25 protein-coding genes and 1 tRNA gene are annotated in these 25004 nt (G+C 65.2%); 17 read left to right on the forward strand and 9 right to left on the reverse strand.

Going from position 1 to position 25004, the window contains the following annotated elements; all coding sequences use genetic code 11:
* Positions 1-15: 15 nt before the first annotated feature.
* Both serA and NA2_RS11465 read right to left on the reverse strand, forming a co-directional pair.
* Positions 16-1614: a phosphoglycerate dehydrogenase gene (serA, locus tag NA2_RS11460; RefSeq protein WP_008597026.1), complete on the reverse strand. Its 1599-nt coding sequence runs from the start codon at positions 1612-1614 to the stop codon at positions 16-18.
* 71 nt (positions 1615-1685) lie between these two features.
* On the reverse strand, positions 1686-2861 hold the full coding sequence (locus NA2_RS11465; protein ID WP_008597027.1) for a phosphoserine transaminase: 1176 nt from the start codon (positions 2859-2861) through the stop codon (positions 1686-1688).
* A 236-nt stretch (positions 2862-3097) separates the two neighbouring features.
* Between NA2_RS11465 and NA2_RS11470 the strand changes: the two genes are divergently transcribed.
* Positions 3098-4396 carry an adenylosuccinate synthase gene (locus tag NA2_RS11470; protein ID WP_008597029.1) on the forward strand — a complete coding sequence of 433 codons (1299 nt, stop codon included), beginning with the start codon at positions 3098-3100 and terminating at the stop codon, positions 4394-4396.
* Positions 4397-4469: 73 nt separating this feature from the next.
* Positions 4470-5996: a hypothetical protein gene (locus tag NA2_RS11475; protein ID WP_008597030.1), complete on the forward strand. Its 1527-nt coding sequence runs from the start codon at positions 4470-4472 to the stop codon at positions 5994-5996.
* 87 nt (positions 5997-6083) lie between these two features.
* Here NA2_RS11475 and rpoH read toward each other — a convergent pair whose 3' ends face one another.
* Both rpoH and NA2_RS11485 read right to left on the reverse strand, forming a co-directional pair.
* A complete protein-coding gene (gene rpoH, locus NA2_RS11480; RefSeq protein ID WP_008597032.1) occupies positions 6084-7007 on the reverse strand; it encodes an RNA polymerase sigma factor RpoH in 924 nt (307 codons plus the stop codon).
* 197 nt (positions 7008-7204) lie between these two features.
* Complete coding sequence (locus NA2_RS11485) at positions 7205-8254, reverse strand: RluA family pseudouridine synthase (RefSeq protein ID WP_040677553.1); 1050 nt, start codon at positions 8252-8254, stop codon at positions 7205-7207.
* 28 nt (positions 8255-8282) lie between these two features.
* On the opposite strand from NA2_RS11485, the gene NA2_RS11490 reads away from it, so the two are divergent.
* The 10 genes from NA2_RS11490 (at position 8283) to phoB (ending at position 19047) form a co-directional block, all read left to right on the forward strand.
* The gene (locus NA2_RS11490) at positions 8283-8654 is read left to right on the forward strand and encodes a hypothetical protein (protein WP_008597035.1); all 372 of its coding nucleotides are present in this window, start codon (positions 8283-8285) and stop codon (positions 8652-8654) included.
* Positions 8655-8657: 3 nt separating this feature from the next.
* Positions 8658-9065: a VOC family protein gene (locus NA2_RS11495; protein ID WP_008597037.1), complete on the forward strand. Its 408-nt coding sequence runs from the start codon at positions 8658-8660 to the stop codon at positions 9063-9065.
* Positions 9066-9116: 51 nt separating this feature from the next.
* Positions 9117-9192, forward strand: a tRNA-Glu gene (locus tag NA2_RS11500).
* A gap of 129 nt (positions 9193-9321) precedes the next feature.
* Positions 9322-12234, forward strand: a complete 2913-nt coding sequence (locus NA2_RS11505) for a PAS domain-containing hybrid sensor histidine kinase/response regulator (protein ID WP_008597038.1) — start codon at positions 9322-9324, stop codon at positions 12232-12234.
* A 596-nt stretch (positions 12235-12830) separates the two neighbouring features.
* The gene (locus tag NA2_RS11510) at positions 12831-13859 is read left to right on the forward strand and encodes a substrate-binding domain-containing protein (RefSeq protein ID WP_008597040.1); all 1029 of its coding nucleotides are present in this window, start codon (positions 12831-12833) and stop codon (positions 13857-13859) included.
* 67 nt (positions 13860-13926) lie between these two features.
* On the forward strand, positions 13927-15387 hold the full coding sequence (pstC, locus tag NA2_RS11515; RefSeq protein ID WP_008597041.1) for a phosphate ABC transporter permease subunit PstC: 1461 nt from the start codon (positions 13927-13929) through the stop codon (positions 15385-15387).
* Positions 15384-16736: a phosphate ABC transporter permease PstA gene (gene pstA, locus NA2_RS11520; RefSeq protein WP_008597042.1), complete on the forward strand. Its 1353-nt coding sequence runs from the start codon at positions 15384-15386 to the stop codon at positions 16734-16736. Before pstC ends, pstA begins: the two co-directional genes overlap by 4 nt.
* A gap of 14 nt (positions 16737-16750) precedes the next feature.
* Positions 16751-17566 carry a phosphate ABC transporter ATP-binding protein PstB gene (gene pstB, locus NA2_RS11525; RefSeq protein WP_008597043.1) on the forward strand — a complete coding sequence of 272 codons (816 nt, stop codon included), beginning with the start codon at positions 16751-16753 and terminating at the stop codon, positions 17564-17566.
* A gap of 31 nt (positions 17567-17597) precedes the next feature.
* Positions 17598-18308, forward strand: a complete 711-nt coding sequence (gene phoU / locus NA2_RS11530; protein WP_008597045.1) for a phosphate signaling complex protein PhoU — start codon at positions 17598-17600, stop codon at positions 18306-18308.
* 52 nt (positions 18309-18360) lie between these two features.
* Complete coding sequence (gene phoB / locus NA2_RS11535) at positions 18361-19047, forward strand: phosphate regulon transcriptional regulator PhoB (protein WP_040677586.1); 687 nt, start codon at positions 18361-18363, stop codon at positions 19045-19047.
* Positions 19048-19133: 86 nt separating this feature from the next.
* On the opposite strand, the gene NA2_RS11540 is transcribed toward phoB, so the two are convergent.
* The 3 genes from NA2_RS11540 to NA2_RS11550 form a co-directional block, all read right to left on the reverse strand.
* Positions 19134-19466 carry a hypothetical protein gene (locus tag NA2_RS11540; protein WP_008597048.1) on the reverse strand — a complete coding sequence of 111 codons (333 nt, stop codon included), beginning with the start codon at positions 19464-19466 and terminating at the stop codon, positions 19134-19136.
* 83 nt (positions 19467-19549) lie between these two features.
* Positions 19550-19717 (reverse strand): DUF1328 domain-containing protein, encoded by a 168-nt coding sequence (locus NA2_RS21545; RefSeq protein ID WP_008597050.1) that lies wholly within the window; start codon positions 19715-19717, stop codon positions 19550-19552.
* A 128-nt stretch (positions 19718-19845) separates the two neighbouring features.
* Complete coding sequence (locus tag NA2_RS11550) at positions 19846-20640, reverse strand: response regulator (protein ID WP_008597051.1); 795 nt, start codon at positions 20638-20640, stop codon at positions 19846-19848.
* A gap of 194 nt (positions 20641-20834) precedes the next feature.
* Between NA2_RS11550 and NA2_RS11555 the strand changes: the two genes are divergently transcribed.
* Both NA2_RS11555 and NA2_RS11560 read left to right on the forward strand, forming a co-directional pair.
* Positions 20835-21041 (forward strand): NepR family anti-sigma factor, encoded by a 207-nt coding sequence (locus tag NA2_RS11555; protein WP_008597053.1) that lies wholly within the window; start codon positions 20835-20837, stop codon positions 21039-21041.
* A gap of 5 nt (positions 21042-21046) precedes the next feature.
* Positions 21047-21598, forward strand: coding sequence for a sigma-70 family RNA polymerase sigma factor (locus NA2_RS11560; RefSeq protein ID WP_040677588.1), 552 nt, complete (start codon positions 21047-21049; stop codon positions 21596-21598).
* Positions 21599-21631: 33 nt separating this feature from the next.
* Here NA2_RS11560 and NA2_RS11565 read toward each other — a convergent pair whose 3' ends face one another.
* Positions 21632-22006: a response regulator gene (locus tag NA2_RS11565; protein WP_008597055.1), complete on the reverse strand. Its 375-nt coding sequence runs from the start codon at positions 22004-22006 to the stop codon at positions 21632-21634.
* A gap of 150 nt (positions 22007-22156) precedes the next feature.
* On the opposite strand from NA2_RS11565, the gene NA2_RS11570 reads away from it, so the two are divergent.
* Positions 22157-22915 (forward strand): Crp/Fnr family transcriptional regulator, encoded by a 759-nt coding sequence (locus NA2_RS11570; protein WP_008597056.1) that lies wholly within the window; start codon positions 22157-22159, stop codon positions 22913-22915.
* Here the strand turns inward: NA2_RS11570 and NA2_RS11575 are convergent.
* A complete protein-coding gene (locus tag NA2_RS11575; protein WP_040677555.1) occupies positions 22845-24038 on the reverse strand; it encodes an AI-2E family transporter in 1194 nt (397 codons plus the stop codon). The two genes, NA2_RS11570 and NA2_RS11575, sit on opposite strands and share 71 nt — an antisense overlap.
* Positions 24039-24162: 124 nt before the next feature.
* On the opposite strand from NA2_RS11575, the gene NA2_RS11580 reads away from it, so the two are divergent.
* Both NA2_RS11580 and NA2_RS11585 read left to right on the forward strand, forming a co-directional pair.
* Positions 24163-24501: an ElaB/YgaM/YqjD family protein gene (locus NA2_RS11580; RefSeq protein ID WP_008597058.1), complete on the forward strand. Its 339-nt coding sequence runs from the start codon at positions 24163-24165 to the stop codon at positions 24499-24501.
* Between the two features lie 9 nt (positions 24502-24510).
* Positions 24511-24954 (forward strand): hypothetical protein, encoded by a 444-nt coding sequence (locus tag NA2_RS11585; RefSeq protein WP_008597059.1) that lies wholly within the window; start codon positions 24511-24513, stop codon positions 24952-24954.
* Positions 24955-25004 lie beyond the last annotated feature (50 nt).

The following is a 25004-nucleotide window of genomic DNA, read 5'->3' on the forward strand; positions in this document are numbered from 1 at the left end:
CGACAGCGTAAGCGGTCAGACGGTGACGTCGAAGCTCAGCGGCTTGGCAGACAGGATGGTCGTGTTGGAGCGGAGCTCCTGCAGGACATCCGTCGGGAAGGGCGCGTCGAGATAGAGAAGGGCGATGGCATCGCCGCCCGGCCGGTTGCGGCCGAGCTGGAAGTTGGCGATGTTGACCTCGTGCTTGGCGCAGATGCTGCCCAGCAGGCCGATGATGCCGGGGACGTCGTAATTGGTGGTGTAGAGCATGTGCTCGCCCACCTCGGCGTCCAGGTTGATGCCCTTGATCTGGATGAAGCGCGGCTTGCCGTCGGAGAAGCAGGTGCCGGCGATGGTCCGCGTCTTGGCCGATGTCTTCACCGTCAGCTTGATGTAGCCGTCGAAGACGCCGGACTTGTCGCGCTTGACCTCCGACAGGATGATGCCGCGCTCCTTGGCCATGATCGGCGCCGAGACCATGTTGACGTCAGAGACCTGCGGGCGGATCAGCCCGGCCAGTGCCGCGCTGATCAGCGCCCGGCGGTTCATGTCGGCGGTGGCACCGTCGAACAGGACTTCCACCTCCTCGATCGGCTCGTCCGTCACCTGGCCGACGAAGGCGCCGAGCACTTCCGCAAGCTTGATGAACGGCTTGAGACGCGGCGCTTCCTCGGCGGTGATCGAGGGCATGTTGATCGCGTTGCTGACCGCGCCCTTGACCAGGTAGTCGGACATCTGCTCGGCGATCTGCAGCGCGACGTTCTCCTGCGCCTCCGTGGTCGAGGCGCCGAGATGCGGCGTGCAGACCACGTTCGGCATGTTGAACAGCGGGTTCTCGGTCGCCGGCTCGGTTTCGAACACGTCGATGCCGGCGCCGGCCACCTTGCCCGACTTCAGGCCCTCCACGAGGTCCGCCTCGACGATCAGGCCGCCACGGGCGCAGTTGACGATGCGCACGCCGGGCTTCATGCGGGCGATGGCGTCCTTGTTGATGACGCCGCGTGTCTTGTCGGTCAGCGGCGTGTGCAGGGTGATGAAATCGGCGCGGGCGAGCAGCTCGTCCAGGTCCACCTTCTCGACGCCGAGTTCCGAGGCGCGCTCCGCCGACAGGAAGGGATCGAAGGCGACCACATGCATCCTGAGGCCGATGGCGCGCATGGCGACGACGGAGCCGATGTTGCCGCAGCCGATCACACCCAGCGTCTTGCCGGTGATCTCGACGCCCATGAATCGGTTCTTCTCCCATTTGCCGGCATGGGTCGAGGCATTCGCCTCGGGCAGTTGCCTTGCGACGGCAAACAGCATGGCGATGGCGTGTTCGGCGGTGGTGATCGAATTGCCGAACGGCGTGTTCATGACGATGATGCCGCGCCGCGAGGCGGCCGGGATATCGACATTGTCGACGCCGATGCCGGCGCGGCCGATCACCTTCAGATTGGTGGCGGCGGCGATCAGCTTCTCGGTGGCCTTGGTGGCGGAGCGGATCGCCAGGCCGTCATACTGGTCGATGACGGAAAGGAGCTTTTCCTTGTCCTTGCCGAGATCGGGCAGATAGTCGACCTCGACGCCGCGCTCCTTGAAGATTTCGACGGCGGTGGGCGACAGTTTGTCGGATACGAGTACGCGGGGAGCCATGATGGCCTCCTATGATCGGTATGGAAGAGAGTGGCGGCTCCGGCTGGCGGAGCCGCGGGATATGAGCCGGATCAGGCGGCAGCCTTGAGTGCTGACTTCTGCGTCCGGAACGCCCAGTCGAGCCACGGCATCAGGGCCTCGAGATCCGACGCCTCGACGGTCGCGCCTGCCCAGATGCGCAGTCCGGGGGGTGCGTCGCGATAGTGGCCGATGTCGTTGGCGACGCCCTGCTTCGCGAGCAGGGAGACGACGCCCTTGGCGAAGGCCGCTTGGCCGGAGGCATCCAGCGCGGCGATCTCGGGATCGACGATGGACAGGCAGACCGAGGTGTTGGAGCGCGTCTCCGGCACTTCCGCCAGATGCGCGAGCCAGGCGCTCTCGCCGACAAAACGGTCGATGACCGCGAAGTTGGCGTCGGCGCGGGCGATCAGCCCGTCCAGTCCGCCGACGGACTGCGCCCATTCGAGCGCGTCGATATAGTCCTCGACGCAGAGCATGGAAGGCGTGTTGATCGTCTCGCCCTTGAAGATGCCCTCGATCAGCTTGCCGCCCTTCGTCATGCGGAAGATCTTCGGCAGGGGCCAGGCAGGGCTGTAGCTCTCGAGGCGCTCCACCGCGCGCGGCGAGAGAATGATCATGCCGTGCGCGGCCTCGCCGCCCAGCACCTTCTGCCAGGAGAAGGTGACGACATCGAGCTTGTCGAAGGCGAGCCTCTGGGCAAAAGCGGCCGAGGTGGCGTCGCAGATGGTCAGGCCGCCACGGTCGGCGGGGATGAAGTCGCCGTTCGGGACGCGCACGCCGGATGTCGTGCCGTTCCAGGTGAAGACCACGTCGCGGTCGAAATCGATCTGGCCGAGATCGGGCAGTTCGCCGTAGCCGGCCTCGATGCGGCGCACATCGGGAAGCTTCAGCTGCTTGACCACGTCGGTGACCCAGCCGGAACCGAAGGATTCCCAGGCGACCATGTCGACGCCGCGCGTGCCGAGCAGCGACCAGAGCGCCATTTCCACGGCGCCGGTGTCGGAGGCGGGCACGATGCCGATGCGGTAGCCCGCCGGCACTTCAAGGATTTCGCGGGTGAGATCGATGGCCCGGGCGAGCTTTTCCTTGCCGATGGCCGCGCGATGCGAGCGGCCGAGAGCGGCGTCGGCGAGCGCTTCGAGCGACCAGCCGGGACGTTTGGTGCAGGGACCGGATGAAAAATGGGGATTGGCCGGACGGAGGTCCGGCGTGGGGAGTGTGCTCATGATGTTCCTATCCTCTCAGATAGCACGCCCCTCGGTGGGGAGGGGTGGCCCACGGACGGCGTTACGCCTTCCCGGCTCCGGCGTCAAGTGCGGTGTCGCGATGTGGCGGGCGGTTTTCGCCATGACGCGGCGTCCGTATGGTTCCCACGCGGCGTTTGAGTCTCTATAGAGGCAATCGTTTTCTCAATCATCCGGACGGGGGCTCCCGCCGGGGCGCACGCCGGAAGGAAATTTTCATGGCAAATGTGGTGGTCGTCGGATCGCAGTGGGGCGACGAGGGCAAGGGCAAGATCGTCGACTGGCTGTCGGAGCGCGCCGATGTGGTGGTGCGCTTCCAGGGCGGCCACAATGCCGGCCATACGCTGGTGATCGACGGCGTCAGCTACAAGCTCTCCCTGCTGCCGTCCGGCGTCGTGCGCCCGGGCAAGCTTTCGGTGATCGGCAATGGCGTGGTGTTCGACCCGCATGCCTTCGTCGCCGAACTCGGCCGGCTGGCCGACCAGGGCGTGACGGTGACGCCCGATCGCCTGAAAATCGCCGAAAACACGGCGCTTATCCTCTCATTGCATAGGGAGCTCGATGGTTTTCGCGAAGACGCGGCGTCCAATTCGGGCACGAAGATCGGCACGACGCGACGGGGCATCGGGCCTGCTTACGAGGATAAGGTCGGCCGGCGCGCCGTCAGGGTCATGGATTTGGCGAACATCGACACCTTGCCGGCGAAGGTGGACCGGCTGCTGACGCACCACAATGCGTTGCGGCGCGGCCTCGGTCACGCCGAGGTGACGCATCAGGCGATCATGGACGAGCTGACCTCGGTCGCGGACAGGATCCTGCCCTTCGTCGATCGCGTCTGGAGCATCCTCGAGGATGCCCGCCGGGCCGGCCAGCGCATCCTGTTCGAGGGCGCGCAGGGCACGCTGCTCGACATCGATCACGGCACCTACCCGTTCGTCACCTCGTCCAACACCGTGGCGGGGCAGGCCGCGACGGGCTCGGGCCTTGGGCCGAATTCCATCGACTACGTGCTGGGCATCACCAAGGCCTACACGACCCGCGTCGGGGAGGGGCCGTTCCCGACCGAGCAGGACAACGAGGTGGGTGACTTTCTCGGCACGCAGGGGCACGAGTTCGGCACGGTGACCGGCCGGAAGCGCCGCTGCGGCTGGTTCGACGCGGTGCTGGTGCGCCAGGCGGTCGTCGCCAACGGCATGAACGGCATCGCGCTGACCAAGCTCGACGTGCTCGACGGACTGGACGAGATCAAGATCTGCACGGGCTACCGGCTCGATGGCGCGGTGATCGACTACCTGCCGGCAAGCCAGGGCGCGCAGGCGCGGATCGAGCCGATCTACGAGACGCTGGAAGGCTGGAAGGAAACCACCAGAGGCGCGCGCAAATGGGCGGACCTGCCGGCGCAGGCGATCAAGTATGTGCGTCACGTCGAGGAACTGATCGGCGCGCCGGTGGCGATTCTGTCGACCAGCCCGGAGCGCGAGGACGCAATACTTGTGACTGATCCGTTTCAAGACTAGTTTCGCGGGCTGGAAGGCATGCGTGTCCGCGCTGCGGGCACGCGTTCAAGAAGTAGGACAGGTTTGACAAGGCATGGCGGATTTTTCTGCGGTTCTGAAGAAAACGATCGACGCATTGGCGGAGAACACGCCGGCGGCGCGCGAGAAAATCTATCAGAAGGCCCGGACGACGATCGAAGCCAAGCTGGCCGCGATCACGCCGCCACCGGCGGCCGCGGTTGTCGAACGCCAGCGCAAGCTCCTCGAAGACGCCATCGCCTCGGTCGAGGCGGAACATGCCGAGCCGGAGCCCGAGGAGACATTCGACGGGGATGAGCTGGACCGTGTCTTCGCCGAGCTTGATCCGGACCCGGCCCCCGAACCCCTGAAACCGGCCGCTCCCCTTGCGCCGCCGGCGATGTCGGCACCCGCGGCGAAAGCGACACCTGCAGGCGTGGCGCCCGCTCCCGGAACGCCGATGTCCGACGAGAAGGCCTCCACCGCCGGGACCATGTCCCGGCCCGAAGACGGCGATGCGGATGCGCGGGACGAGATGATTGTCGGTCCGGAAGCGGAGGCCGCCGCGCCGCTGGCGGGTTCGCCGCGCGCCAGACGCAAGGGGCCGTCCGGCCTCACGGTCGGGATTGTCCTGCTCGTCCTGGCGGCGGTGGCCGCCGGGGCATGGTTCTACCGCGACGACATTTCCCGGATGGCGAATCTCGAGAGCCAGCCGCAGGCCGGCCAAACCCCGGTGGCGGGGGACGCTCAGGACGACACGCTGGCGGAAATCGCGACCGACACCGAGCCGACACAGAATGCCACGGACGGTAACGAGGCCGGCAGAGAGCCGGTGGCCCAGCGGCCGGCCAAGTTCACCCAGCGGCTGATGCCCAACGGACAGGAAATCGACGAAGGTCCGGCCGACGGAGAGCCCGGGCTCGGCGAGGGAACTTCTGTCGCCCAGGCAACCGTGCCCGGTTCCAGCGATCCCGCCGCCGGCGCGGCGACGCCGCCCGCCAATGCGGGTTCGAACGGCACCGCGGCAAGCGCCCAGCAGGAGACCCTGCCTGTCGGCCAGAAGGCGATCTTCTACGAGGAGCGGACCAGCAGTTCCGACGGCTCGGCCGATCCGGGCGCTGTGGTCTGGTCGGTCGTGCAGGAATCCCCGGGCAACGACCTGCCGCCCGAACCGGCCATCCGCGCCGAGGCGACCATCCCGGCGAAGGGCCTGCAGCTGAAGATGACCATTCGGCGCAATGCCGACGAGTCGCTGCCGGCAAGCCATATCGTCGAAATCATCTTCCTGACGCCGTCCGATTTCGAGGGCGGCGGCGTCGACAATGTGCTGCGCATATCGATGAAGCGCTCGGAGCAGGATACGGGCAGCCCGCTGCTCGGCATTCCGGCGCGGATCGCCGATGGCTACTTCCTGGTCGCGCTGAGCGACAGCAGGGCGGACATCGAGACGAACACATTGCTGCTGCGGCGCCAGAGCTGGATCGACATACCCGTCGTCTACAAGTCCGGCCGGCGCGCGCTGATCACGATCGAGCGTGGCATTCCCGGCGACAAGATCTTCACCGACGTGCTGAACGCCTGGCAGAACGCCACCAGCGGCTGACGGCGCAGCGCGTCAGACACAAAAAACCGGCGGAAGGGATCCCTTCCGCCGGTTTTTTTGTCGGGTCGCGCGTGCCGACGCTCCGGGTCAGGCGCCTGCCTGGCGGTGCGCTTCGGCGGCCAGTTCGCGGGCGGCGACCGCCTGCTCGCGGGCCGAGTTCTGGACCGCTTCCTGAACCTTCTCGAAGGCGCGCACCTCGATCTGGCGCACACGCTCGCGGCTGATGTCGAACTCGCTCGAAAGCTCTTCCAGCGTCAGAGGGTCTTCCGAAAGGCGGCGTGCCTGGAAGATGCGCTTCTCGCGGTCGTTAAGCACCGTCATGGCGTCGCCGAGCATGCGCCGACGGGTCTCCAGCTCGTCCTGTTCGACCAGGATGTCTTCCTGGCTTTCGCTCTGGTCGACCAGCCAGTCCTGCCACTCGCCGGATTCGCCTTCGGTGGCGCGGATCGGGGCGTTCAGCGAGGCGTCGCCGGAGAGGCGGCGGTTCATCGAGACGACCTCCTCCTCGCTGACGTTGAGCCGCGTCGCGATCTCTGCCACCTGATCGGGCTTCAGATCGCCATCGTCGAGCGCCTGGATCTTGCTCTTGACCTTGCGCAGGTTGAAGAACAGGCGCTTCTGATTGGCGGTCGTGCCCATCTTCACCAGGCTCCACGAGCGCAGGATGTATTCCTGGATCGAGGCCTTGATCCACCACATGGCATAGGTGGCGAGGCGGAAGCCGCGCTCCGGCTCAAATTTCTTGACCGCCTGCATGAGGCCGACATTGCCTTCGGAGATCACCTCACCGATCGGCAGCCCGTAGCCGCGATAGCCCATGGCGATCTTCGCCACGAGGCGCAGATGGCTGGTCACCAGCCGGTGGGCGGCCTGCGTGTCGTCATGCTCCGAATAGCGCTTCGCGAGCATGTACTCCTCTTCGGGCTGCAGCATCGGGAAGCGGCGGATTTCCTCCAGATAGCGGGTCAGGCCGCCTTCGCCCGAGGCGATGCTGGGTAATGTTTGGGCCATGAAGCACCCTCCTTTGCCGGATATGCCCTCATGCGGGGACGCCCTGGGAAGTGGCGTTTGCACAGGTGAGAGACAGCGCGGCCGTATTATGACGCACCGCACCATATCCCATATAGGAACTTTTTCCGACCGTTAAAGCTTCAGTCTGGTGTCAACATTGTGTCACCAGGCTGTGAACGATATTACTGTACCGATTATTACAAAATATTCAGCGCCTCTGTCAATGCCGTCATGTCGGGCGGGGGCGGAGCCTCAAAACGCATCGGCTCGCCGGTGACCGGATGGCGGAACGCCAGAAGGCGCGCGTGCAGAGCCTGGCGGCCAAAAGCGGCCACTATGGGGCGGACCGCATCGGGTAGGCGGTTGACCTTGGTGCGGAAGGCGCGGCCATAATCGAGATCGCCGATCAGCGGATGGCCGATATGCGCCATGTGCACGCGGATCTGATGCGTGCGGCCCGTTTCCAGCCGACATTCGATCAGCGCGGCGAGTGCGCCGCCCTTGCCGTCGGAGCCATAGCGCTTCTGCACCTGGTAATGCGTCACGGCATGTCGGGCATCGGCGCGGCCTTCCGGAACCACTGCGCGCAGGGTGCGGCTGCGCGGATCGCGGCCGAGCGGAGCGTCGACGGTGCCTGCCCAGCGGTCGGGCGCGTCCCAGACCAGCGCGCTGTAAGCGCGTTCCAGGTCACCACTGCGGCCGTGATCGGCGAACGCCTCCGACAGCGCGCGGTGCGCCTGGTCGGTCTTGGCCGCCACCATGACGCCGCTCGTATCGCGGTCGAGCCGGTGGACGATCCCCGGGCGGCGCACGCCGCCAATGCCCGCCAGCGTGTCGCCGCAGTGATACAGGAGCGCGTTGACAAGGGTCCCGGACCAATTGCCGGGGGCGGGATGGACGACGAGCCCGGCCGGCTTGTTGACGACGATCAGCGCATCGTCTTCGCAGAGAATCTCGAGCGGCAGGTTTTCCGGCAGGGGTTCGGCGGGCTCGGCCTCCGGCACGACCAATGCGTATTGCTCGCCGGCCGCCACGCGGTGCTTCGGTTCGGTGACGGGAGAGCCGGCGCGGGTGACGGCGCCGGCGCGGATGAGCGCCTGCAGGCGGCTGCGCGAGACGGCATCGCCCAGCTGCCCGGAGAGCCACAGGTCGAGGCGCGTCCCCTGGGCGTCCGTCCCGACGATCAGTTCTTTCGCGGCTTCCTCGTCTTCCAATCGGTCCAGGTCTTCGCTATCAGGGTCGCCCATCAGGGTGCTTTCAAAAAAACGGTGATATATGGTCAGGCCGGTCGAGCAGGAAAACGATCAACAGGACACGCTGGATCCCGCCGCCGAGAAGGTGCGCCGCAAGCTTGTCCGCTTCATGGGCATCAACCTGGCCATCTTGTTCGCCGCGGTTATGGCCGTGGTGCTGGCCTTTGTCTACAAGTCCGTTCAGCCGACACAGACCACCGAGGAGACGCTGCTCCTGCCCGGCGACGCGACGCATGCCGCGATCGCACTGCCACAGGGCGCGCGGATCGTCTCGCAGGCGCTCGACGGCATGCGCGTCTCGTTGCAATTGCGGCTGGCAGACGGGACCGAGGAGTTGCATGTCTACGACCTGCGCAGCGGCCAACTTCAGGCGCGCGCCACCCTCGGACAATAGATCATGGCGATGCGCCGCATTGCGCTGACCACGCTGGTCGTCCCCGATTACGACGAGGCGCTCATCTGGTACCGCGACAAGCTCGGCTTTCGCGTCGTCGAGGACCGGGAGCTCGGCGGCGGCAAGCGCTGGCTGGTCATGGCGCCCTCGGGGGACGAAACGTCCGGCGGGCTGCTTCTTGCGCGGGCGGACGGCGCGGCGCAGGCCGCCAGCATCGGCAACCAGGCCGGCGGCCGCGTCTTCCTGTTCCTGCACACGGATGATTTCGACGGCGACCATCGTCGCATGCAGGCCGCGGGCGTCCGGTTCCTGGAGGAGCCGCGCCACGAAGACTATGGCACGGTCGCGGTGTTCTGCGACCTCTACGGCAATCGCTGGGACCTGCTTCAGCCGTTGTCGCATTTCGGCTAAACGAGCTGTTGCAATTGCCGGCGAAGGCGATTATATCGCGGCTCTTGATGCGCTCCCATCGTCTAGCGGTCTAGGACGCCGCCCTCTCACGGCGGAAACAGGGGTTCGATTCCCCTTGGGAGTGCCATTCCTCTTCCCGGCAGGCACTGCGTTATCGATCTCGTCAACCGCGTTCTTCGCGTGGTTTGGTTAGCGGAACGTTAAGCCTTGGTCTGCACACTGCGCGCGCGACCCATGATGGCGGGAAAGGCTTGCGTTGCGCCCTTCGACAGACGACGACACAAAAAAACTGCAAGGCGCGGGTCTCGGGCGGGAACTCTCCGGGACCGAGCTCTCCGAACTCGTCCGGTCGGCCGCCGACTGGCTCTGGGAAAGCGACGCGAATCATCGGCTGAGCTGGGTGTCGCCCGGTTTCGGGCAGGCCTCCGGACTCGACAACAGCCGCCTGATCGGCAAGGCGCGCGTCATTCCGGGCAGAGGCGCGCAGAGCGAGGCCGGCGATCTCGAGGAACATGAGCGCCTGCTGGCGGCGCATGAACCGTTTCACGATATCGTTCACGAGATCGCCGAGGCGAACCCTGCGTGCCGCTGGATCTCCATTTCCGGTTCCCCCCGCTTCAGCGACGATGGCGTGTTCCTCGGCTATCGCGGCACCGGCCGCAACATCACACCGCTGATGCGGATGCTGAGGCGTCCGCTCGCCGCGGCGCTCGAGAGGGCGACGCTCGCCGAGGCGATGCTCGACGAATTGCCGAACCCGGTCTTCGCCAAGGATTCGGATCTGCGCCTGGTGCTGGTGAACCGCGCGTGCGCCGGCATGCTGGGCGTCCGGGCGGAGCACGTTCTGGGCAAGACGGCGGCGGATTTCTCCCCCGCGCCGCTGGCCGCCCGTTTCGAGGAGAGCGACCGGCAGGTGCTCGAGACCGGCGTCGACTACGAGACCGAAGAGGATTTCGAGCAGCCGGGCATCGGACGCCACAGGGTCGTGCGCAAGCATCGCGTCGAGGCCGATGGCGGGCGCGGCTACGTCGTCGGCACGATCTTCGACATTACCGGCCTCAAGCAGCGCGAGCAGGCCGCCGACGACGCGCGCAAACATCTGGTGGACGTGCTGGAATCCCTGCCGGCCGGCGTCGTCATCTACGATCGTGACGACGGCTATGTGCTCGCCAACCGCAAGATGCAGGCATCGCTTCCGGACCTGGTGCACACGATGAAGCCGGGCTGCTCCCTGCGCGACACGATCGAGGCCGCGCATCAGTCAGGCTATTTCCGCGAGAGCGGCTTTCCCGAGATCGACGCGCTCTATGACAGGGATCCCGAGGCGTGGGTCGATGCCTATCTGCAGACCTACCATATCAAGCATCGCGTCTTCGAACGGCGCATCCCCGACGGGCGCTGGTTCAAGGCCATCGACACGCGTACCGAGGAGGGACTGTTCGTCGGCGTCAGGGTCGATATCACGGAGCTGAAGGAGCGGGAGCGGGAACTGAGGGCGGCGCGGGAGACCGCGGTGCTGGCCGACCGGGCCAAGTCCGAGTTTCTCGCCAATATGAGCCATGAGATCAGAACCCCGATGAACGGCGTTCTGGGCATGGCGGAACTCCTGACCAAGACGGAACTGACCGCGAAGCAGAAGACGTTCGCCGACATCATCCTGAAGTCGGGCAATGCGCTGCTGACGATCATCAACGACATTCTCGACTTCTCGAAGATCGATGCCGGCCATATCGTGCTCGACGAGGCGCCTTTCCATCTGGCGGAGGCCATCGAGGACGTCGCCACGCTGATGTCGTCGCGCGCGAAGGAAAAGGACCTGGAGCTGATCGTCCGGGTCGATCCGGGCATCGCGCATGCGGTGGTCGGCGATGCCGGCCGCATCCGGCAGATCCTGACCAATCTCGTCGGCAATGCGGTCAAGTTCACCGAAAAGGGGCATGTCCTCGTCAATGTCGGCGGCGCGGGGATCGAGGACGGCCGGCAGACGCTGCAGTTCAGCGTCACGGATACGGGGATCGGCATTCCGAAGGGCAAGCTCGACCAGGTGTTCGACAAGTTCAGTCAGGTGGATGCCTCCTCGACGCGCCGCCACGAAGGCACCGGGCTCGGCCTCGCCATCACGTCGCGGCTGGTCGAGCTGATGGGCGGTCGCATTGGCGTGGACAGTGTCGAGGGCCGTGGCTCTACCTTCTGGTTCACAGCAACCTTTCCCGTCGCGGAGGCGCCCGAACGGCAGCCGATCGCTCCGCGCGACGTTTCGGGCGCACGGGTTCTGGTGGTCGATGACAACGCCACCAACCGGATGATCCTCAGCGAGCAGATGGCGCATTGGGGTTTCGACGCCTGCGCGGCGCGCGACGTCCCGGAGGGCCTTAAGGTCCTGCGGGCGGCGGCGGATCTCAACCTGCCGGTCGATTGTCTCGTCGTCGACTACCAGATGCCGATCATGAACGGGATCGACATGGTGCAGGCGATGCAGCGGCAGCCGGCGCTGGCCGGCATCCCCGTCGTTCTTCTGACCTCGGTCGACCAGTCCCTGGCGAGCCTCGGAGCGCGCTCGCCGGCAATCGCCGCGCAGCTGATCAAGCCGACCCGCTCGGCGGCGCTGCTGGAAGCGATCGTCGCGGCCATCCAGGGACATCGAGCCGATGACGAGGCGGACGCGGAGGCGAGCGAACCGCCGGAGGTGCGCTCGGCCGAACAGGAGCAGAGCCAGGCGCATGAGGCGGATCGCGGCGATCCCGAAGCGGCAGAGGGCGGGATCGACATCCTGGTCGCCGAGGACAATGAGGTCAATCAGCTGGTGTTCCGCCAGATCCTGGCGGAAACCGGGCTGCGGTTCGAGATCGTGGACAACGGCAGGCGCGCCGTCGCGGCATACAGCCGGCTTCAGCCGGCGATGATCCTGATGGATGTCTCGATGCCGGAAATGAACGGTCTCGAGGCGACGAAGGAGATCCGCCGCGCCGAAGACGGACAGGCCCGCCGGGTGCCCGTCATCGGCGTCACCGCGCACGCGCTGAAGGGTGACCGCGAACGCTGTCTCGAGGCCGGAATGGACGACTATCTTTCAAAGCCGATCAGTCCGCGGGCCCTGCTCGACAAGATCAACCTATGGATAGGGCCGAAGGTGGCCGGGATGCCGAAGTCGAGCCGCAGGACTTTGTAATTCATAGGTTTTTCGAGATTCTGCAAATTGTACCCGGAAAATAATGGTGTGATCGCACCATGTTTAGTATACTTATTTCTTACTAGAGTTGTATGTTGGTGAGCTGTTATACAACGTCACCACGGTTTCCGGACGGGCGGAGATTCGCTGGCCATGGGGGGTCCAAACGAGCCCCAACAGGACCTATTCCGGGCTAACGCCCAGCCAGTGCAATTTTGCCACCTGTGGTGGTTTCCCCCGTCCGGCTTTTTCGCCGACCGCGCCGGCCACGCGCTGAGCTTCCGGGGGACGATGCCTTGACCATCGTTTCCCGCTCTCCCCGATCGATCGGCATCCCGCGGGCGCGTTCGCATCTCCCGTTCATGCGCGCGCGAGCGGCAGCGTTCCGCCCCTGCGGCCATTCACGGTGAGGCCGCCCCCGCGGCATCCTTCGTTTCCCCGACGCTTTTCGCACGCTCCCGGCGAAACCCGGCGGCGGTTCGCATCGTAACCGGGGCGACATGAAACTGTCATGGAACTGTTACACAGAGTTGTTATGCCGCTCCCCGACGCCTCAAGCGGCGTCCCATCGAATTCCGAACAGGGAGCCATCTCCAATGAACAAATTCGTCCTTACCGCTTCGGCGGCGTCGATCGCCCTTGTCGGCATGGCCGGTGTGGCCGTTGCCCGCGACCAGGTCCAGATCGCCGGTTCGTCGACCGTCCTTCCCTATGCCTCGATCGTCGCCGAGGCTTTCGGCGAGAACACCGACTATCCGACGCCGGTCGTCGAGTCCGGTGGTTCGGGCGCCGGCCGCAAGAAGCTCTGCGAAGGCGTCGGCGAGAACACCATCGACATCGCCAACTCGTCGTCGCGCATCAAGCAGTCGGACATCGACCTCTGCGCCCAGAACGGCGTGAAGGACATCCAGGAAGTCCGCATCGGCTATGACGGCATCGTGTTCGCCTCGGACATCAACGGCCCGGAATACGCGTTCACCCCGGCCGACTGGCACAACGCGCTCGCCGCCAAGGTGCTGAAGGACGGCCAGCTGGTCGACAATCCCTACAAGAAGTGGAACGAGATCCGCGCCGACCTGCCGGACCAGGAAATCCTGGCCTTCATCCCGGGCACCAAGCACGGAACGCGTGAAGTGTTCGACGAGAAGGTGATCATCGACGGCTGCGAGGAGAACGGCACCGCCGAGGCTCTCAAGGCTGCCGGCCTCGAGGAGAAGGAGTGCATGGCGCTCCGCACCGACGGCGTGTCGATCGACATCGACGGCGATTACACCGAGACGCTCGCCCGCGTCGACGCCAACAAGAACGGCATCGGCGTGTTCGGCCTTTCCTTCTACCAGAACAACACCGACAAGCTGCGCGTCGGCACCATGGGCGGCGTCGTGCCGTCGGTCGAGACGATCGCCGCCGGCGAATACCCGGTCTCGCGCCCGCTCTACTTCTACGTGAAGAACGCGCATCTCGACGTGATCCCGGGCCTGCAGGAATATGTCGAGTTCTTCGTCTCCGACGAGATCGCCGGCCCCGACGGCCCGCTGGCCGCCTACGGCCTGGTCTCCGATCCGGAGCTCGCCAAGACCCAGGAGAAGGTCAAGAATCGTGTCCCGATGGGCGCGCTGAACTGATCCTTCGCACGAAGCAGGGGCGGCGCCGCAGGGCGTCGCCCCCTTTCCGATCAGGGCGGATGCAGGCATGACCCCAGGCATACTCGCAATCATCGTGCTGGTGCTGACCGCGGCCGGCTACGTTCTCGGCCGGCGCCGCGCGCTGGCTCTGGCGAAGCGCGACGGCGCGCGCCTTCACTCCCTCCCCGGTCACTACGGCCAGGCCGTTGCGCTGTTCACCATGGTTCCGGCCCTGCTGCTGATGGCGGCGTGGCTGTTCCTGCAGCCGCTTCTCATCGACAACCAGATCAGTTCGCAGATACCGGACAGCGTCATCCCGGAAGGCGGCGCGCGCAGCCTCGTGATGGCCGATGTTCGCCGCATCGCCGACGGTCTTGATCGCCTCGTCGAAACGGGACGCGTCAGCGAAGACGCGTTATCGTCCATGCAGGCCGACACGACGGACATTCGCGGACGCCTCGCCGAAGTCGGCGTCGCCCTCGGCTCGGACGTTGCGCCGGCGGTGTTCGACGCGGCCAAGTCCTATCGCAGCATCGCCGACACGAGCGCGCTGCTGCGCAACATCGCCGTTCTCGCGACGGCCCTCGCTTTCGGTTTCCTCGCCCTGCAGCGCGTCAAGCCCGCGATGCGCGCCCGCAACATCAGCGAGACGTTCATCCGTTCCCTGCTGATCGGCTCGTCGCTGGTCGCAATCCTGACGACGTTCGGGATCGTCGCCTCCCTGCTGTTCGAGACGATCCACTTCTTCCGGCTCTACCCGGCCCGGGACTTCTTCTTCTCGACGGTCTGGAACCCGCAGTTCCGCGGCGGGTCGGACCTCGGCATCCTGCCGCTGCTCTGGGGCACGTTCTACGTTTCGGTGGTGGCGCTGCTGCTCGCCGTGCCGATCGGCCTGATGATCGCGATCTATCTGGCGGAGTATTCGGGCAGGGCGCTGCGCAGCTTCGCAAAGCCAGCAATCGAGATCCTCGCAGGCATACCGACCATCGTCTACGGCCTCTTCGCCCTCATCACGGTCGGGCCTTTCCTGCGCGACTGGCTCGCGCAGCCGCTTGGCCTCGGCACCTCCTCGTCCTCCGTCCTGACGGCCGGCCTGGTCATGGGAATCATGCTGATCCCGTTCGTCTCTTCGCTGTCGGACGACGTCATCAACGCCGTGCCGCAGGCGATGCGTGACGGTTCCTACGGTCTCGGCGCCACGCAGTCGGAGACCATCAGGAAGGTGATCATGCCGGCCGCCCTTCCGGGCATCGTCGGCGCGATCCTGCTCGCCGCGAGCCGTGCCATCGGCGAGACGATGATCGTGGTGATGGGGGCGGGCGCGGCCGCGCGCCTCGGCCTCAATCCGCTCGAGGCGATGACCACTGTGACGGTCAAGATCGTCAGCCAGCTGACGGGCGACACCGAGTTCGCCAGCCCGGAAACGCTGGTGGCCTTCGCGCTCGGCCTGACGCTGTTCGTCTTCACGCTCGGCCTCAACATCCTTGCGCTCTACATCGTGCGCAAATACCGGGAGCAGTACGAATGACCGACCTGACAGCATCGTCTGCCCTCGCAGGCGCGCAGGGCCGTTCGCTCTTCGAGCGCGGCGAGCGCACCCGGCGGCGCCATGCGGCGGAGAAGCGCTTCCGCATGATCGGCCTGGCCGCGGTCGTGTTCGGCATTCTCGCGCTGTTCGGCCTGCTGGGATCGATCCTCACGAACGGCGTCTCGTCCTTCCGGCAGACCTATGTCGCGCTCGACATCCATCTCGATCCCGCCAAGCTCGACAAGGCCGGAACGCGCGATCCGGAAGCATTGCGCAAGCTGACCACCTTCACCTACCAGCCGTTGATCAAGGCGGCCGTGGACCGGCTGATCTCGGAAAAGGGCATCAGCATCGAGGGCCTCGGCGGCAAGGATGCGGAGGGGATCATCTCGAAGGAAGCGCCGGCGGAGCTGCGCCGCTTCGTGCTTGCCGATCCGTCGAAGATCGGCGAGACGGTGAGGTTCGAGCTGCTCGCCGACGGCCGCATCGACGGCTACTACAAGGGCCGCGTCACCATGGAGACGGCGAAGCTGGACCGCAACGTCACGCCGGAACAGCTGATGCTGGCCGACGCGCTGAAGGCGGAGGGCGCGCTGACGACCCGGTTCAACTGGTCGTTCTTCACCGCGCCGGACGCATCCGACACGCGGCCTGAGGCCGCGGGCCTCGGCGTTGCAATCCTTGGCTCGGCCTACATGATGCTGATTGTTCTCTGCCTGTCGCTGCCGATCGGCGTCGCGGCCTCGATCTATCTGGAAGAGTTCGCGCCGCGCAACAGGCTGACCGACATCATCGAGGTCAACATCGCCAATCTCGCCGCCGTTCCGTCGATCGTGTTCGGCATCCTCGGACTGGCGGTGTTCATCAACTATGCGGGACTGCCGCAGTCCGCGCCGATCGTCGGCGGCCTCGTGCTGACGCTGATGACGCTGCCGACGATCATCATCGCCACCCGGGCGGCCTTGAAGGCGGTGCCGCCGTCGATCCGCGAGGCGGCGCTGGGCGTCGGCGCGTCGAAGATGCAGTCCATCTTCCACCACGTGCTGCCGCTGGCGGCGCCGGGCATCCTGACCGGCACGATCATCGGCCTCGCCCAGGCGCTCGGCGAGACCGCGCCTCTGCTGCTCATCGGCATGGTCGCGTTCGTGCGCGAGTTTCCGGCCGCGCCGCCCGGCGGCTTCTTCGACCCGGCATCGGCACTGCCCGTGCAGGTCTACAACTGGACGCAGCGCGGCGACCCGGCTTTCATCGAGCGGGCGTCCGGCGCCATCATTGTGCTGCTGGTTTTCCTTATCATAATGAACCTGGGCGCCATCTTCCTGCGTCGCCGCTTCGAGCGCCGCTGGTAACGGAGTAGAAGGACATGAACATGCTTACAGACGCCGCCGTGGAAGAAACGCTGCAGCCCCTGTACAAGCCGGCCGCCAGCAAGATGACTGGCAAGGACGTCACCGTTCACTACGGCGAGAAGCAGGCGCTGTTCGGCGTCAATCTCGAGGTTCCGGAAAAGCAGGTCATGGCGCTGATCGGCCCTTCGGGCTGCGGCAAGTCGACCTTCCTGCGCTGCCTGAACCGGATGAACGACACGATCGACATCTGCCGCGTCGGCGGCTCGATCCTGCTCGACGGCGAGGACATCTACGATCCGCGGATCGACGTGGTCGAGCTGCGCGCCCGGGTCGGCATGGTGTTCCAGAAGCCGAACCCGTTCCCCAAGTCGATCTACGAGAACGTCGCCTACGGCCCGCGCATCCACGGCCTGGCATGGAAGAAGTCGGAGTTCGACGAGGTGGTGGAGACCAGCCTCCAGAAGGCGGGCCTGTTCAACGAGGTCAAGGACCGCCTGCACGAGCCGGGCACCGGCCTGTCGGGCGGCCAGCAGCAGCGCTTATGCATCGCGCGGGCCATTGCCGTGTCGCCGGAAGTGATCCTGATGGATGAACCCTGCTCGGCGCTCGATCCCATCGCCACGGCGAAGGTCGAGGAACTGATCGACGAGTTACGTCAGAACTACACGATCGTGATCGTCACCCACTCGATGCAGCAGGCGGCACGCGTCTCGCAGCGGACCGCGATGTTCCACCTGGGCAATCTCGTCGAGGAAGGACCGACCGAGAAGATGTTCACCAATCCCGACGACAAGCGCACCCAGGACTACATCACCGGTCGGTTCGGCTGATCCGCTGCCGCATTCAACGAGGACATTTATCATGGGCGAGCACACCGTCAGCTCTTTCGACGAGGAACTCGAGCATATCGACCGCCTGATCCGCGACATGGGCGACCTGTCGGGCGCGATGACGCGGGCGTCGACCAACGCCCTGCTCGAATCGGACAACGCGCTGGCGCAGCGCGTGATTTCCGACGACACCATCATGGATGCCAAGCAGCGCGAGCTGGACGAGCGTGCCATCACGCTGATCGCCAAGCGCCAGCCGATGGCGCAGGATCTGCGCAGCGTGGTCGGCGCCATCCGCATGGCGTCGGACCTGGAGCGGATCGGCGACCTGGCCAAGAACATCGCAAAGCGCGTCGGCGCGGTGGGCCAGGGCGCGACGCCGCGCTCGCTTGCGCACTCGATCGACGCGATGGCGAGCCTTGTGCTGCAACAGGTGAACGGTGTGGTCGAGCACTATGTGCGCCGGAATCCCGAGGCGCTGGTACACCTGCGCGACGAGGACGAGAAGATCGACATCCAGTACACCTCGGTGTTCCGCGAGCTCTTGACCTACATGATGGAAGACCCGCGCAACATCACCTCGTGCACGCATCTCCTGTTCTGCGCGAAGAATCTGGAGCGGATCGGCGACCACGTGACCAACATCGCCGAGAATGCCTATTATGTGATGACCGGTTCGCAGCTTCCCGTGCAGCGTCCGAAGCTCGATGAAACGCAGGTGACCGCCGAAGCGGGATCGTGAGTGAGCGCCTGAGCGCCGCCTGTTAGACTGCCGTAGGAGAATTCGCGAATTGATTGCTCCCAAGGTCATGGTCGTTGAAGACGACGAACCTCTGTGCGTTCTGCTGAAATACAATCTGGAGGCCGAGGGCTACCAGGTGGAGATGATCTCGCGCGGCGACGAAGCCGAGGTCAGGCTGCAGGAGAACGTGCCCGATCTTCTCGTGCTGGACTGGATGGTGCCGGCCGTCTCCGGCATCGAACTCTGCCGCCGGCTGCGCATGCGGCCGGAAACCGAGCGCCTGCCGATCATCATGCTGACGGCGCGTGGCGAGGAGAGCGACCGGGTGCGCGGCCTGTCGACAGGCGCCGACGACTATCTAGTCAAGCCGTTCTCGACGCCTGAGTTCGTCGCCCGCGTGCGGGCGCTGCTCAGGCGGGCGAAGCCGGAAGTGCTGTCCACCGTCCTTTCGGTCGGGGACATCGTGCTCGACCGGGAATCGCACCGCGTCTACCGGCGCAAGAACGAGATCCGCCTCGGGCCGACCGAGTTCCGCCTTCTCGAGTTCATGATGCAGCATCCGGGCCGTGTCTTCTCGCGCAGCCAGCTGCTCGACAATGTCTGGGGCGAGACGATCTATATCGATGAACGCACCGTGGACGTTCATGTCGGTCGTCTGCGCAAGGCGGTCAATCAGGGCCGCATGCCGGACGTGATCCGCACCATTCGCGGCGCGGGTTACGCGATCCGCGAAGCCTGAAAGCGCTCGACCACCCATAAAAAAAAGCCCCGGTTTCGCCGGGGCTTTTCATATCGGTGCAGGCGATGCCTAGTCGGATTTCACGGTCATTTGGTATAGGTCCGTGCATCCCGATCGCGTTCGGACTGAAGGGCGACGGCATAATCCGTCACCGGCTCGATCGCGGCCACCAGGGTCCCGCTCTGTGTCACGTCCCACTCGAGGATCGCCTCCTCGTATTCGAGGGCGGGATCGGTCTCGATGCAGGTGGCGATGACGCGCGGCGCCGTGCCGTCCATCTCGCGCAGCAGCACCGGTTTGTCGGCCTCGCACTCCTCGACGGTTTCATAGACCGTCGGCGCGGGCGCCGGCAGTTCACGGCATTCGGCGAGGCTGTCGGAGCACCCGACCATCAGAAGAAGGGCAGCGATGTGTTCCATTGCTTTCTCCTTTCATCGTCTCTCGAATGGAAACGGACGGGGTGGGCGTTCGTTTCCCTGATTGCCGTATCAGCAGGTTCCTGTTAGCGGCTGCGGCGCAGCAGCCCCATGATGAGCGAGATCGCCAGCAGGGCCAGGAAGATGTAGAAAAGGATCTGCGCTATGCCTGCCGATGCACCGGCAATACCGCCGAAGCCGAGCGCGCCGGCAATCAGCGCGACGACGAGGAAGATGAGAGCCCAATAAAGCATCGTGTTACTCCAGCTTGAAATCTGTCCGGAATAAACGCCGTGCGATGCCGTTGGTTCCGGCGGGGGTTCCCGGGGGCAAGAAAAAAGCCGCCCGAAGGCGGCTTTACCTTTTGAATCTACGGGCTTTTTCAGGCCGCTGCGCGGGCCTGGTGGTCGAAGAACAGCGCCTGGCTGATCAGCGCCTTGACCATTTCGGGGCTGAACGGCTTGGTGACCAGGAAGGTCGGTTCGGGCCGTTCGCCGGTCAGGAGCCTTTCGGGGAAGGCGGTGATGAAGATGACCGGAACCGGCGACATGGCCAGGATCTCGTTGACCGCATCGAGACCGGAGCTGCCGTCGGCAAGCTGGATATCGGCCAGGACCATGCGCGGCTTGGCTTTCGCGAACATCTCGACCGCCTCCTTGTGCGTGCGGGCGTTGCCCACCACACGATGGCCGAGGCTCTCGACCATCTCCTCGATGTCCATGGCGATCAGGGGTTCGTCCTCGATGATGAGGATGTCGGTGGCCACCTGACGGGAGATCTCCTCGCTCGCCTCGCGCAGCATGGTGTTCACGGCGTCCGTGTCGGTTTCGAGGATTTCAGCGGCCTCATCGGCCCGGAATCCTTCGACGGCGACCAGCAGGAACGCCTGCCGGGGCCGCGGCGCCAGCGCCGACAGGTTGCTCAGCGCATGCTGTTCCCAGGCCGAGGCGGGGACCTTGTCGGGCACGCGGACATCCAGCGTTTCAAACAGCGCCGTGAACAGGCGGAACAGGGAGATCCGGTCCGTCGATGCCTTGGGAAAGATGCTGACGTCGGCGATCAGGGCTTCCAGCATCGCTGCCACCAGTGCGTCGCCGCTGGTCTGCGAGCCGGATACGGCCCTTGAGAAGCGCCGCAGATAGGGAAGGTGCGGTGCGATACGCGCTGACAAATTCATGGGTTTCCTGTCTCCCTCGGTGACATGATATCGAATGATAATGGTATTCGAACGTAGCTGAGGGCAAAATGTTCCCGCCGGCATGGAACGTTTTGTCGCCTGTCGCGTTTGGGATCGAATTCTCAAGCGCCGGCGGCTGTTCCCAGGTGCCGGGGCTGAAGGAGGGTGTGGGCTACGATGGACAGTGATCAGGCATGAACTACGGAAAACAGAGCAACAGGCGCGCCGCAGGGCGCCGCGCCGGCGGAGACGACCCGCTCGGCGCCAACTCGGAGATCGGTCGCAAGCTTCGGCAGTATTACGACGATCTGGTGAAAGAGGAGATTCCGGACCGCTTCAGCGACCTGTTGAGCCAGCTGGAGACGCAGGATCGCGCGCAGTCGGTCGGGAAAAAGGATTGATCGGCATGGGTGTTTACGACGGGTTCCGTGACGATCTCCTTGCGACCGTCCCCAGCCTCAGGGCCTTTGCCGTCTCGCTGTCGAAGAACACGGACAGGGCGGACGACCTGGTTCAGGAAACGCTGGTCAAGGCGTGGGACAAGCAGACGAGCTTCCAGCCGGGGACCAATCTCAAGGCGTGGCTGTTCACCATCCTGCGCAACGAGTTCTACTCGCAGATGCGCAAGCGCAAACGCGAGGTGGAGGACAGCGACGGCGCCATCACTGGCCGCCTCTCGGTGCATCCCGCACAGCAGGGCGTGGCCGATCTGAACGATTTCCGCGATGCGCTCGCATTGCTGCCGGAAGACCAGCGCGAGGCGATCGTGCTGATCGGCGCATCGGGCTTCTCCTACGAGGAAGCGGCGGAGATCTGCGGCTGTGCCGTCGGCACGATCAAGAGCAGGGTGAGCCGCGCCCGGTCGCGCCTGCAGGACATTCTCGGCATCGACGGTGAAGGCGATTTCGGCCCGGATGCGATCGCCACCCAGATCGCGAGCAGCGCCTTCTCGAATTAAGCCTGTCAGGCGGGCGCTGAAGCAGCCCGCCGGTCACGCCGGATCGAGACTGCCCGACCAGACCGCGGCGAGCGCTTCGATCAGGTCGTTCTCGTTGTAGGGCTTCTCGACGATGCGGATGCCGGCGAAGGGTTCGAACACCTGGTGGCCGGCGGCGTAGCCGGTGGCGAAGATGAACGGGATCCGGCGATCCTGCAGGAGGCGGGCGAAGTCGTCCGTCCACTGATCGGAAAGCCGGATGTCCAGAATGGCGGTGGAGATTTTGCCGGCGTCGAGAATGTCGGGAACCAGAGCTTCGAAGGAAGCGACGGTCATCACGTCGGCAGCACCGTGCTCACGACACAGCTGCTCGATGTTCATGGCGATGATGGGTTCGTCTTCGACGAGAAGGACGCGCGCACCACTCAATGGCTTTTTCAAACAGGCGTCCTTTCGAGACTGGCATGTATATGAATCTGCATTCCCATTGCCGGGGAAAATTGTCATTAAAAAAAGACATGCCGCCGGCGTTTTGCAGCACGTTTGATTGCAGACCATATCGATCTCCGGAAAAGGCGGGTGAGCAAGGTGCGCGATAACGGCAACCCAGCGGTACGGAGCCTGCCATGCACGCAGTGTCCGCTCCGCAGGAGAAAGACCTTTCGAGATTTTGAAGCCGACGAACTGGATTTCGTCGGGCGTTTCAAGAAGGGTGATCTGGCGATCAAGAAGGGCGCCACGGTTCTGGTGGAGGGCGCGCACAATCCGCATCTCTACACGGTGCTTTCAGGCTGGGCGTTTCGCTACAAGCTGCTCGACGACGGGCGCCGGCAGATCGTCAACTTCGCTATGCCCGGTGATCTCATCGGGCTGCAGGGCAGCCTGATGGGCGAGATGCAGCATTCGGTCGAGGCATTGTCGCCGATGGTGCTGTGCGTCTTCGAGAAAGCGGAACTGTTCTCCCTCTACGAGCGCTTTCCCGCTCTGGCCTATGACCTGACCTGGATGGCCTCGCGCGAGGAATGCATGCTGGACGAGAACCTCCTGACGGTCGGCCGCCGCACGGCGCTGGAGAAGGTCGCCTATCTCCTGGTGTTCCTGCTGGAGCGCGCGCAGCAGAGCGGGCTGACCGGCAAGCGCACGCTCTCCATCACCCAGCAGCATGTGGCGGACACGCTCGGGATTTCGGTCGTTCACACCAACAAAACCATCGCCAAGCTGGCGAAGCGGGGGCTGATCGCGTGGGAGGATGGCGGCTGCCGGATCGTCAATCCGGAGGCGTTGGCCGAACTGGCGGGGTGGAGCGCCGGCTCATCGGTGAAGCGGCCTTTTCTATGAACGCCGGCTTCGGGGGCTGCGCAGGACGGCTGCGCGGCCCGCCGGCCACCGGCATTCCAACGCCGGGCAGGATGTTGCCGGCGATCGCATAGACGACCAGGAGGGCCGGTATGGCGATGAAGCCGCCGATCGGACCCCACATCCACAGCCAGAACGCGATGGCCAGGAAGACGATGAAGGGGTTCAGCGTCATGCGCCGGCCGATCACCGTCGGCGTCACGAACTGCGCCTCGATGGCGTTCAGCGCCAGATAGGCGAGGGGCGGCACGAAACTGGTCGCCAGCGTGTCGAAGGTCGCGAGGCCGACCCCGAACAGGATCACCGCCATCACGGCCGGGCCGATATAGATGATGAAGTTGAGAAGAGCGGCCATCGCGCCCCAGAGGATCGGCGACGGGACGCCCAGCAGCCAGAGCGCCACGCCGACGGCCACGCCGAGGCCCACATTGATGATGGCGATCGACAGCAGATAGTCGGACACGGCGTATTCGACGTCGCGGAAGATGTGCGCGACGCGCCAGCGGAGCCGCCGGTTGAAGCACATGCGCAGGATCGCCATGCGGGTCTGATGGCGGGTCGCGACGAAGAAGTAGAGGCTGGCGAAGAACAGCAGGAGCTGCGCCAGAAGCGTCGGCGCCAGCACGGCGACATCGGCGACGGCCGACCCGTCCTCGACCGAGACGGTGACGTTCGACCCGCCGGTTGCCGAGCGGATCTGTTCCTGCAGCTCCTTCACCGTGTTGAGCGGCTGGCGCAGGCTGGAAAGCTGCAATTGCAGCTCGCTCCATATCTGCGGCACCTTGTCGGCCCAGGAGGAGAGCGGCGTGGCAATGGCGACCAGAAAGGCGCCGACCAGCACGAGGAAGACCAGAACGACCGCGACGGCCGAAAGCGACGGCGGCACCCTTCGCGATTCGAGCCTGCTGGCGATGGGGCCAAGCATCAAGCCGATGATGATGGCCAGACCGACCGGCGCCAGCAGGAAGCGGGCGTAGTGAAGCGTGACAATGAAGGCGAGGAGGCCGAGAAAGATCGCGGCAGCCTGCGCGCCATATGCGAATACGGCGGACAGGTCCATGAGATGAGCCCCGCGTCCGGCGCGGTCTAGTCGTGATCGATCCATTCAGCGTTCCCCGAGCTTGGTGGATAAAGCGCTTCGGGGCCGCTTGGTTCCCGCTTTCGCCATTTCGGGAACCTCCCCACGGGTTTCGCGTTGCGTTGGGGATGCAACAAGGGAGAGTGCCGACATGGCCACCACGGCAACAAAAGCAGCGAGAACGCAGAAGACCGACGAAGTCTCCGGACGCGATCTGGAGAACGATGTGCGGCAGTTGCGCGCCGACATGGCGCAGCTGATGACCCATCTGAAGGAGATGGGCGGGCAATCCGGTTCCGCCGCGCGCAAGGCGGCGGTTGACGGCATCGACCAGCTGCGCGAGCAGGGCGAGGCCGCGATGCAGAACGTCAAGGACAGCGCCCAGGACATGGAACGCCAGCTGGCGCAGACCATCCGCGAACGACCGATCACGTCGCTCGCCCTCGCCGTCGGTGCGGGGTTCCTGATCGCTCTCGCAACGCGTCGATAGGGTCCGGCGATGCTGGCAAGACTGCTTGCCGCCCTGGCCGCCGGAGAGATGTCCGGCGCGGTCAGGCGGCTGCGCGTCGTGACCGCCCTTTATGCGCTGGCGGCGCTTCTGGCGCTGTTCGGCGCATCTTTTCTGCTGCTCGCAGCCTTCGTCTCGGCGGCCGCCCGCTGGGGCGTGACGAGCACGGCCCTCGGTTTCGGTGCCGGTTTCCTGGTGCTGGCTGTGGCCGTCGTCGTGGGGCTCAAGATCTGGCAGGGCGTGCAGGCGCGCCGCGCGCACAGAAGGCGCGTTTCCGATGCAGGCGTTCTGGCGGGGACCGCCGCCCTCACCCTGCTGCCGTCCCTGCTTGCGCGGTCGGGCGGGCTGGGGACGCTGATCCTGCCGCTCGTGGCGGTCGCGGGCTACGCGATCTACCGCGAGAATGCAGGCCCCGGCGACAAGGACGATTCCTGAACCGGCCGCCCGGTAACTTTCCGTAACGGGGGGAACTCCCGGCGAAGGCT

Source organism: Nitratireductor pacificus pht-3B (assembly GCF_000300335.1).
Lineage (GTDB): Bacteria > Pseudomonadota > Alphaproteobacteria > Rhizobiales > Rhizobiaceae > Nitratireductor > Nitratireductor pacificus.

Bases quoted from the DNA above. Each gene is read 5' to 3' on its own strand.
- serA (WP_008597026.1), bottom strand. From the start codon at position 1,614: ATGGCTCCCCGCGTACTCGTATCCGACAAACTGTCGCCCACCGCCGTC.
- NA2_RS11465 (WP_008597027.1), bottom strand. From the start codon at position 2,861: ATGAGCACACTCCCCACGCCGGACCTCCGTCCGGCCAATCCCCATTTT.
- NA2_RS11470 (WP_008597029.1), top strand. From the start codon at position 3,098: ATGGCAAATGTGGTGGTCGTCGGATCGCAGTGGGGCGACGAGGGCAAG.
- NA2_RS11475 (WP_008597030.1), top strand. From the start codon at position 4,470: ATGGCGGATTTTTCTGCGGTTCTGAAGAAAACGATCGACGCATTGGCG.
- rpoH (WP_008597032.1), bottom strand. From the start codon at position 7,007: ATGGCCCAAACATTACCCAGCATCGCCTCGGGCGAAGGCGGCCTGACC.
- NA2_RS11485 (WP_040677553.1), bottom strand. From the start codon at position 8,254: ATGGGCGACCCTGATAGCGAAGACCTGGACCGATTGGAAGACGAGGAA.
- NA2_RS11490 (WP_008597035.1), top strand. From the start codon at position 8,283: ATGGTCAGGCCGGTCGAGCAGGAAAACGATCAACAGGACACGCTGGAT.
- NA2_RS11495 (WP_008597037.1), top strand. From the start codon at position 8,658: ATGGCGATGCGCCGCATTGCGCTGACCACGCTGGTCGTCCCCGATTAC.
- NA2_RS11510 (WP_008597040.1), top strand. From the start codon at position 12,831: ATGAACAAATTCGTCCTTACCGCTTCGGCGGCGTCGATCGCCCTTGTC.
- pstC (WP_008597041.1), top strand. From the start codon at position 13,927: ATGACCCCAGGCATACTCGCAATCATCGTGCTGGTGCTGACCGCGGCC.
- pstA (WP_008597042.1), top strand. From the start codon at position 15,384: ATGACCGACCTGACAGCATCGTCTGCCCTCGCAGGCGCGCAGGGCCGT.
- pstB (WP_008597043.1), top strand. From the start codon at position 16,751: ATGAACATGCTTACAGACGCCGCCGTGGAAGAAACGCTGCAGCCCCTG.
- phoU (WP_008597045.1), top strand. From the start codon at position 17,598: ATGGGCGAGCACACCGTCAGCTCTTTCGACGAGGAACTCGAGCATATC.
- NA2_RS11540 (WP_008597048.1), bottom strand. From the start codon at position 19,466: ATGGAACACATCGCTGCCCTTCTTCTGATGGTCGGGTGCTCCGACAGC.
- NA2_RS21545 (WP_008597050.1), bottom strand. From the start codon at position 19,717: ATGCTTTATTGGGCTCTCATCTTCCTCGTCGTCGCGCTGATTGCCGGC.
- NA2_RS11550 (WP_008597051.1), bottom strand. From the start codon at position 20,640: ATGAATTTGTCAGCGCGTATCGCACCGCACCTTCCCTATCTGCGGCGC.
- NA2_RS11555 (WP_008597053.1), top strand. From the start codon at position 20,835: ATGAACTACGGAAAACAGAGCAACAGGCGCGCCGCAGGGCGCCGCGCC.
- NA2_RS11560 (WP_040677588.1), top strand. From the start codon at position 21,047: ATGGGTGTTTACGACGGGTTCCGTGACGATCTCCTTGCGACCGTCCCC.
- NA2_RS11575 (WP_040677555.1), bottom strand. From the start codon at position 24,038: ATGGATCGATCACGACTAGACCGCGCCGGACGCGGGGCTCATCTCATG.
- NA2_RS11580 (WP_008597058.1), top strand. From the start codon at position 24,163: ATGGCCACCACGGCAACAAAAGCAGCGAGAACGCAGAAGACCGACGAA.
- NA2_RS11585 (WP_008597059.1), top strand. From the start codon at position 24,511: ATGCTGGCAAGACTGCTTGCCGCCCTGGCCGCCGGAGAGATGTCCGGC.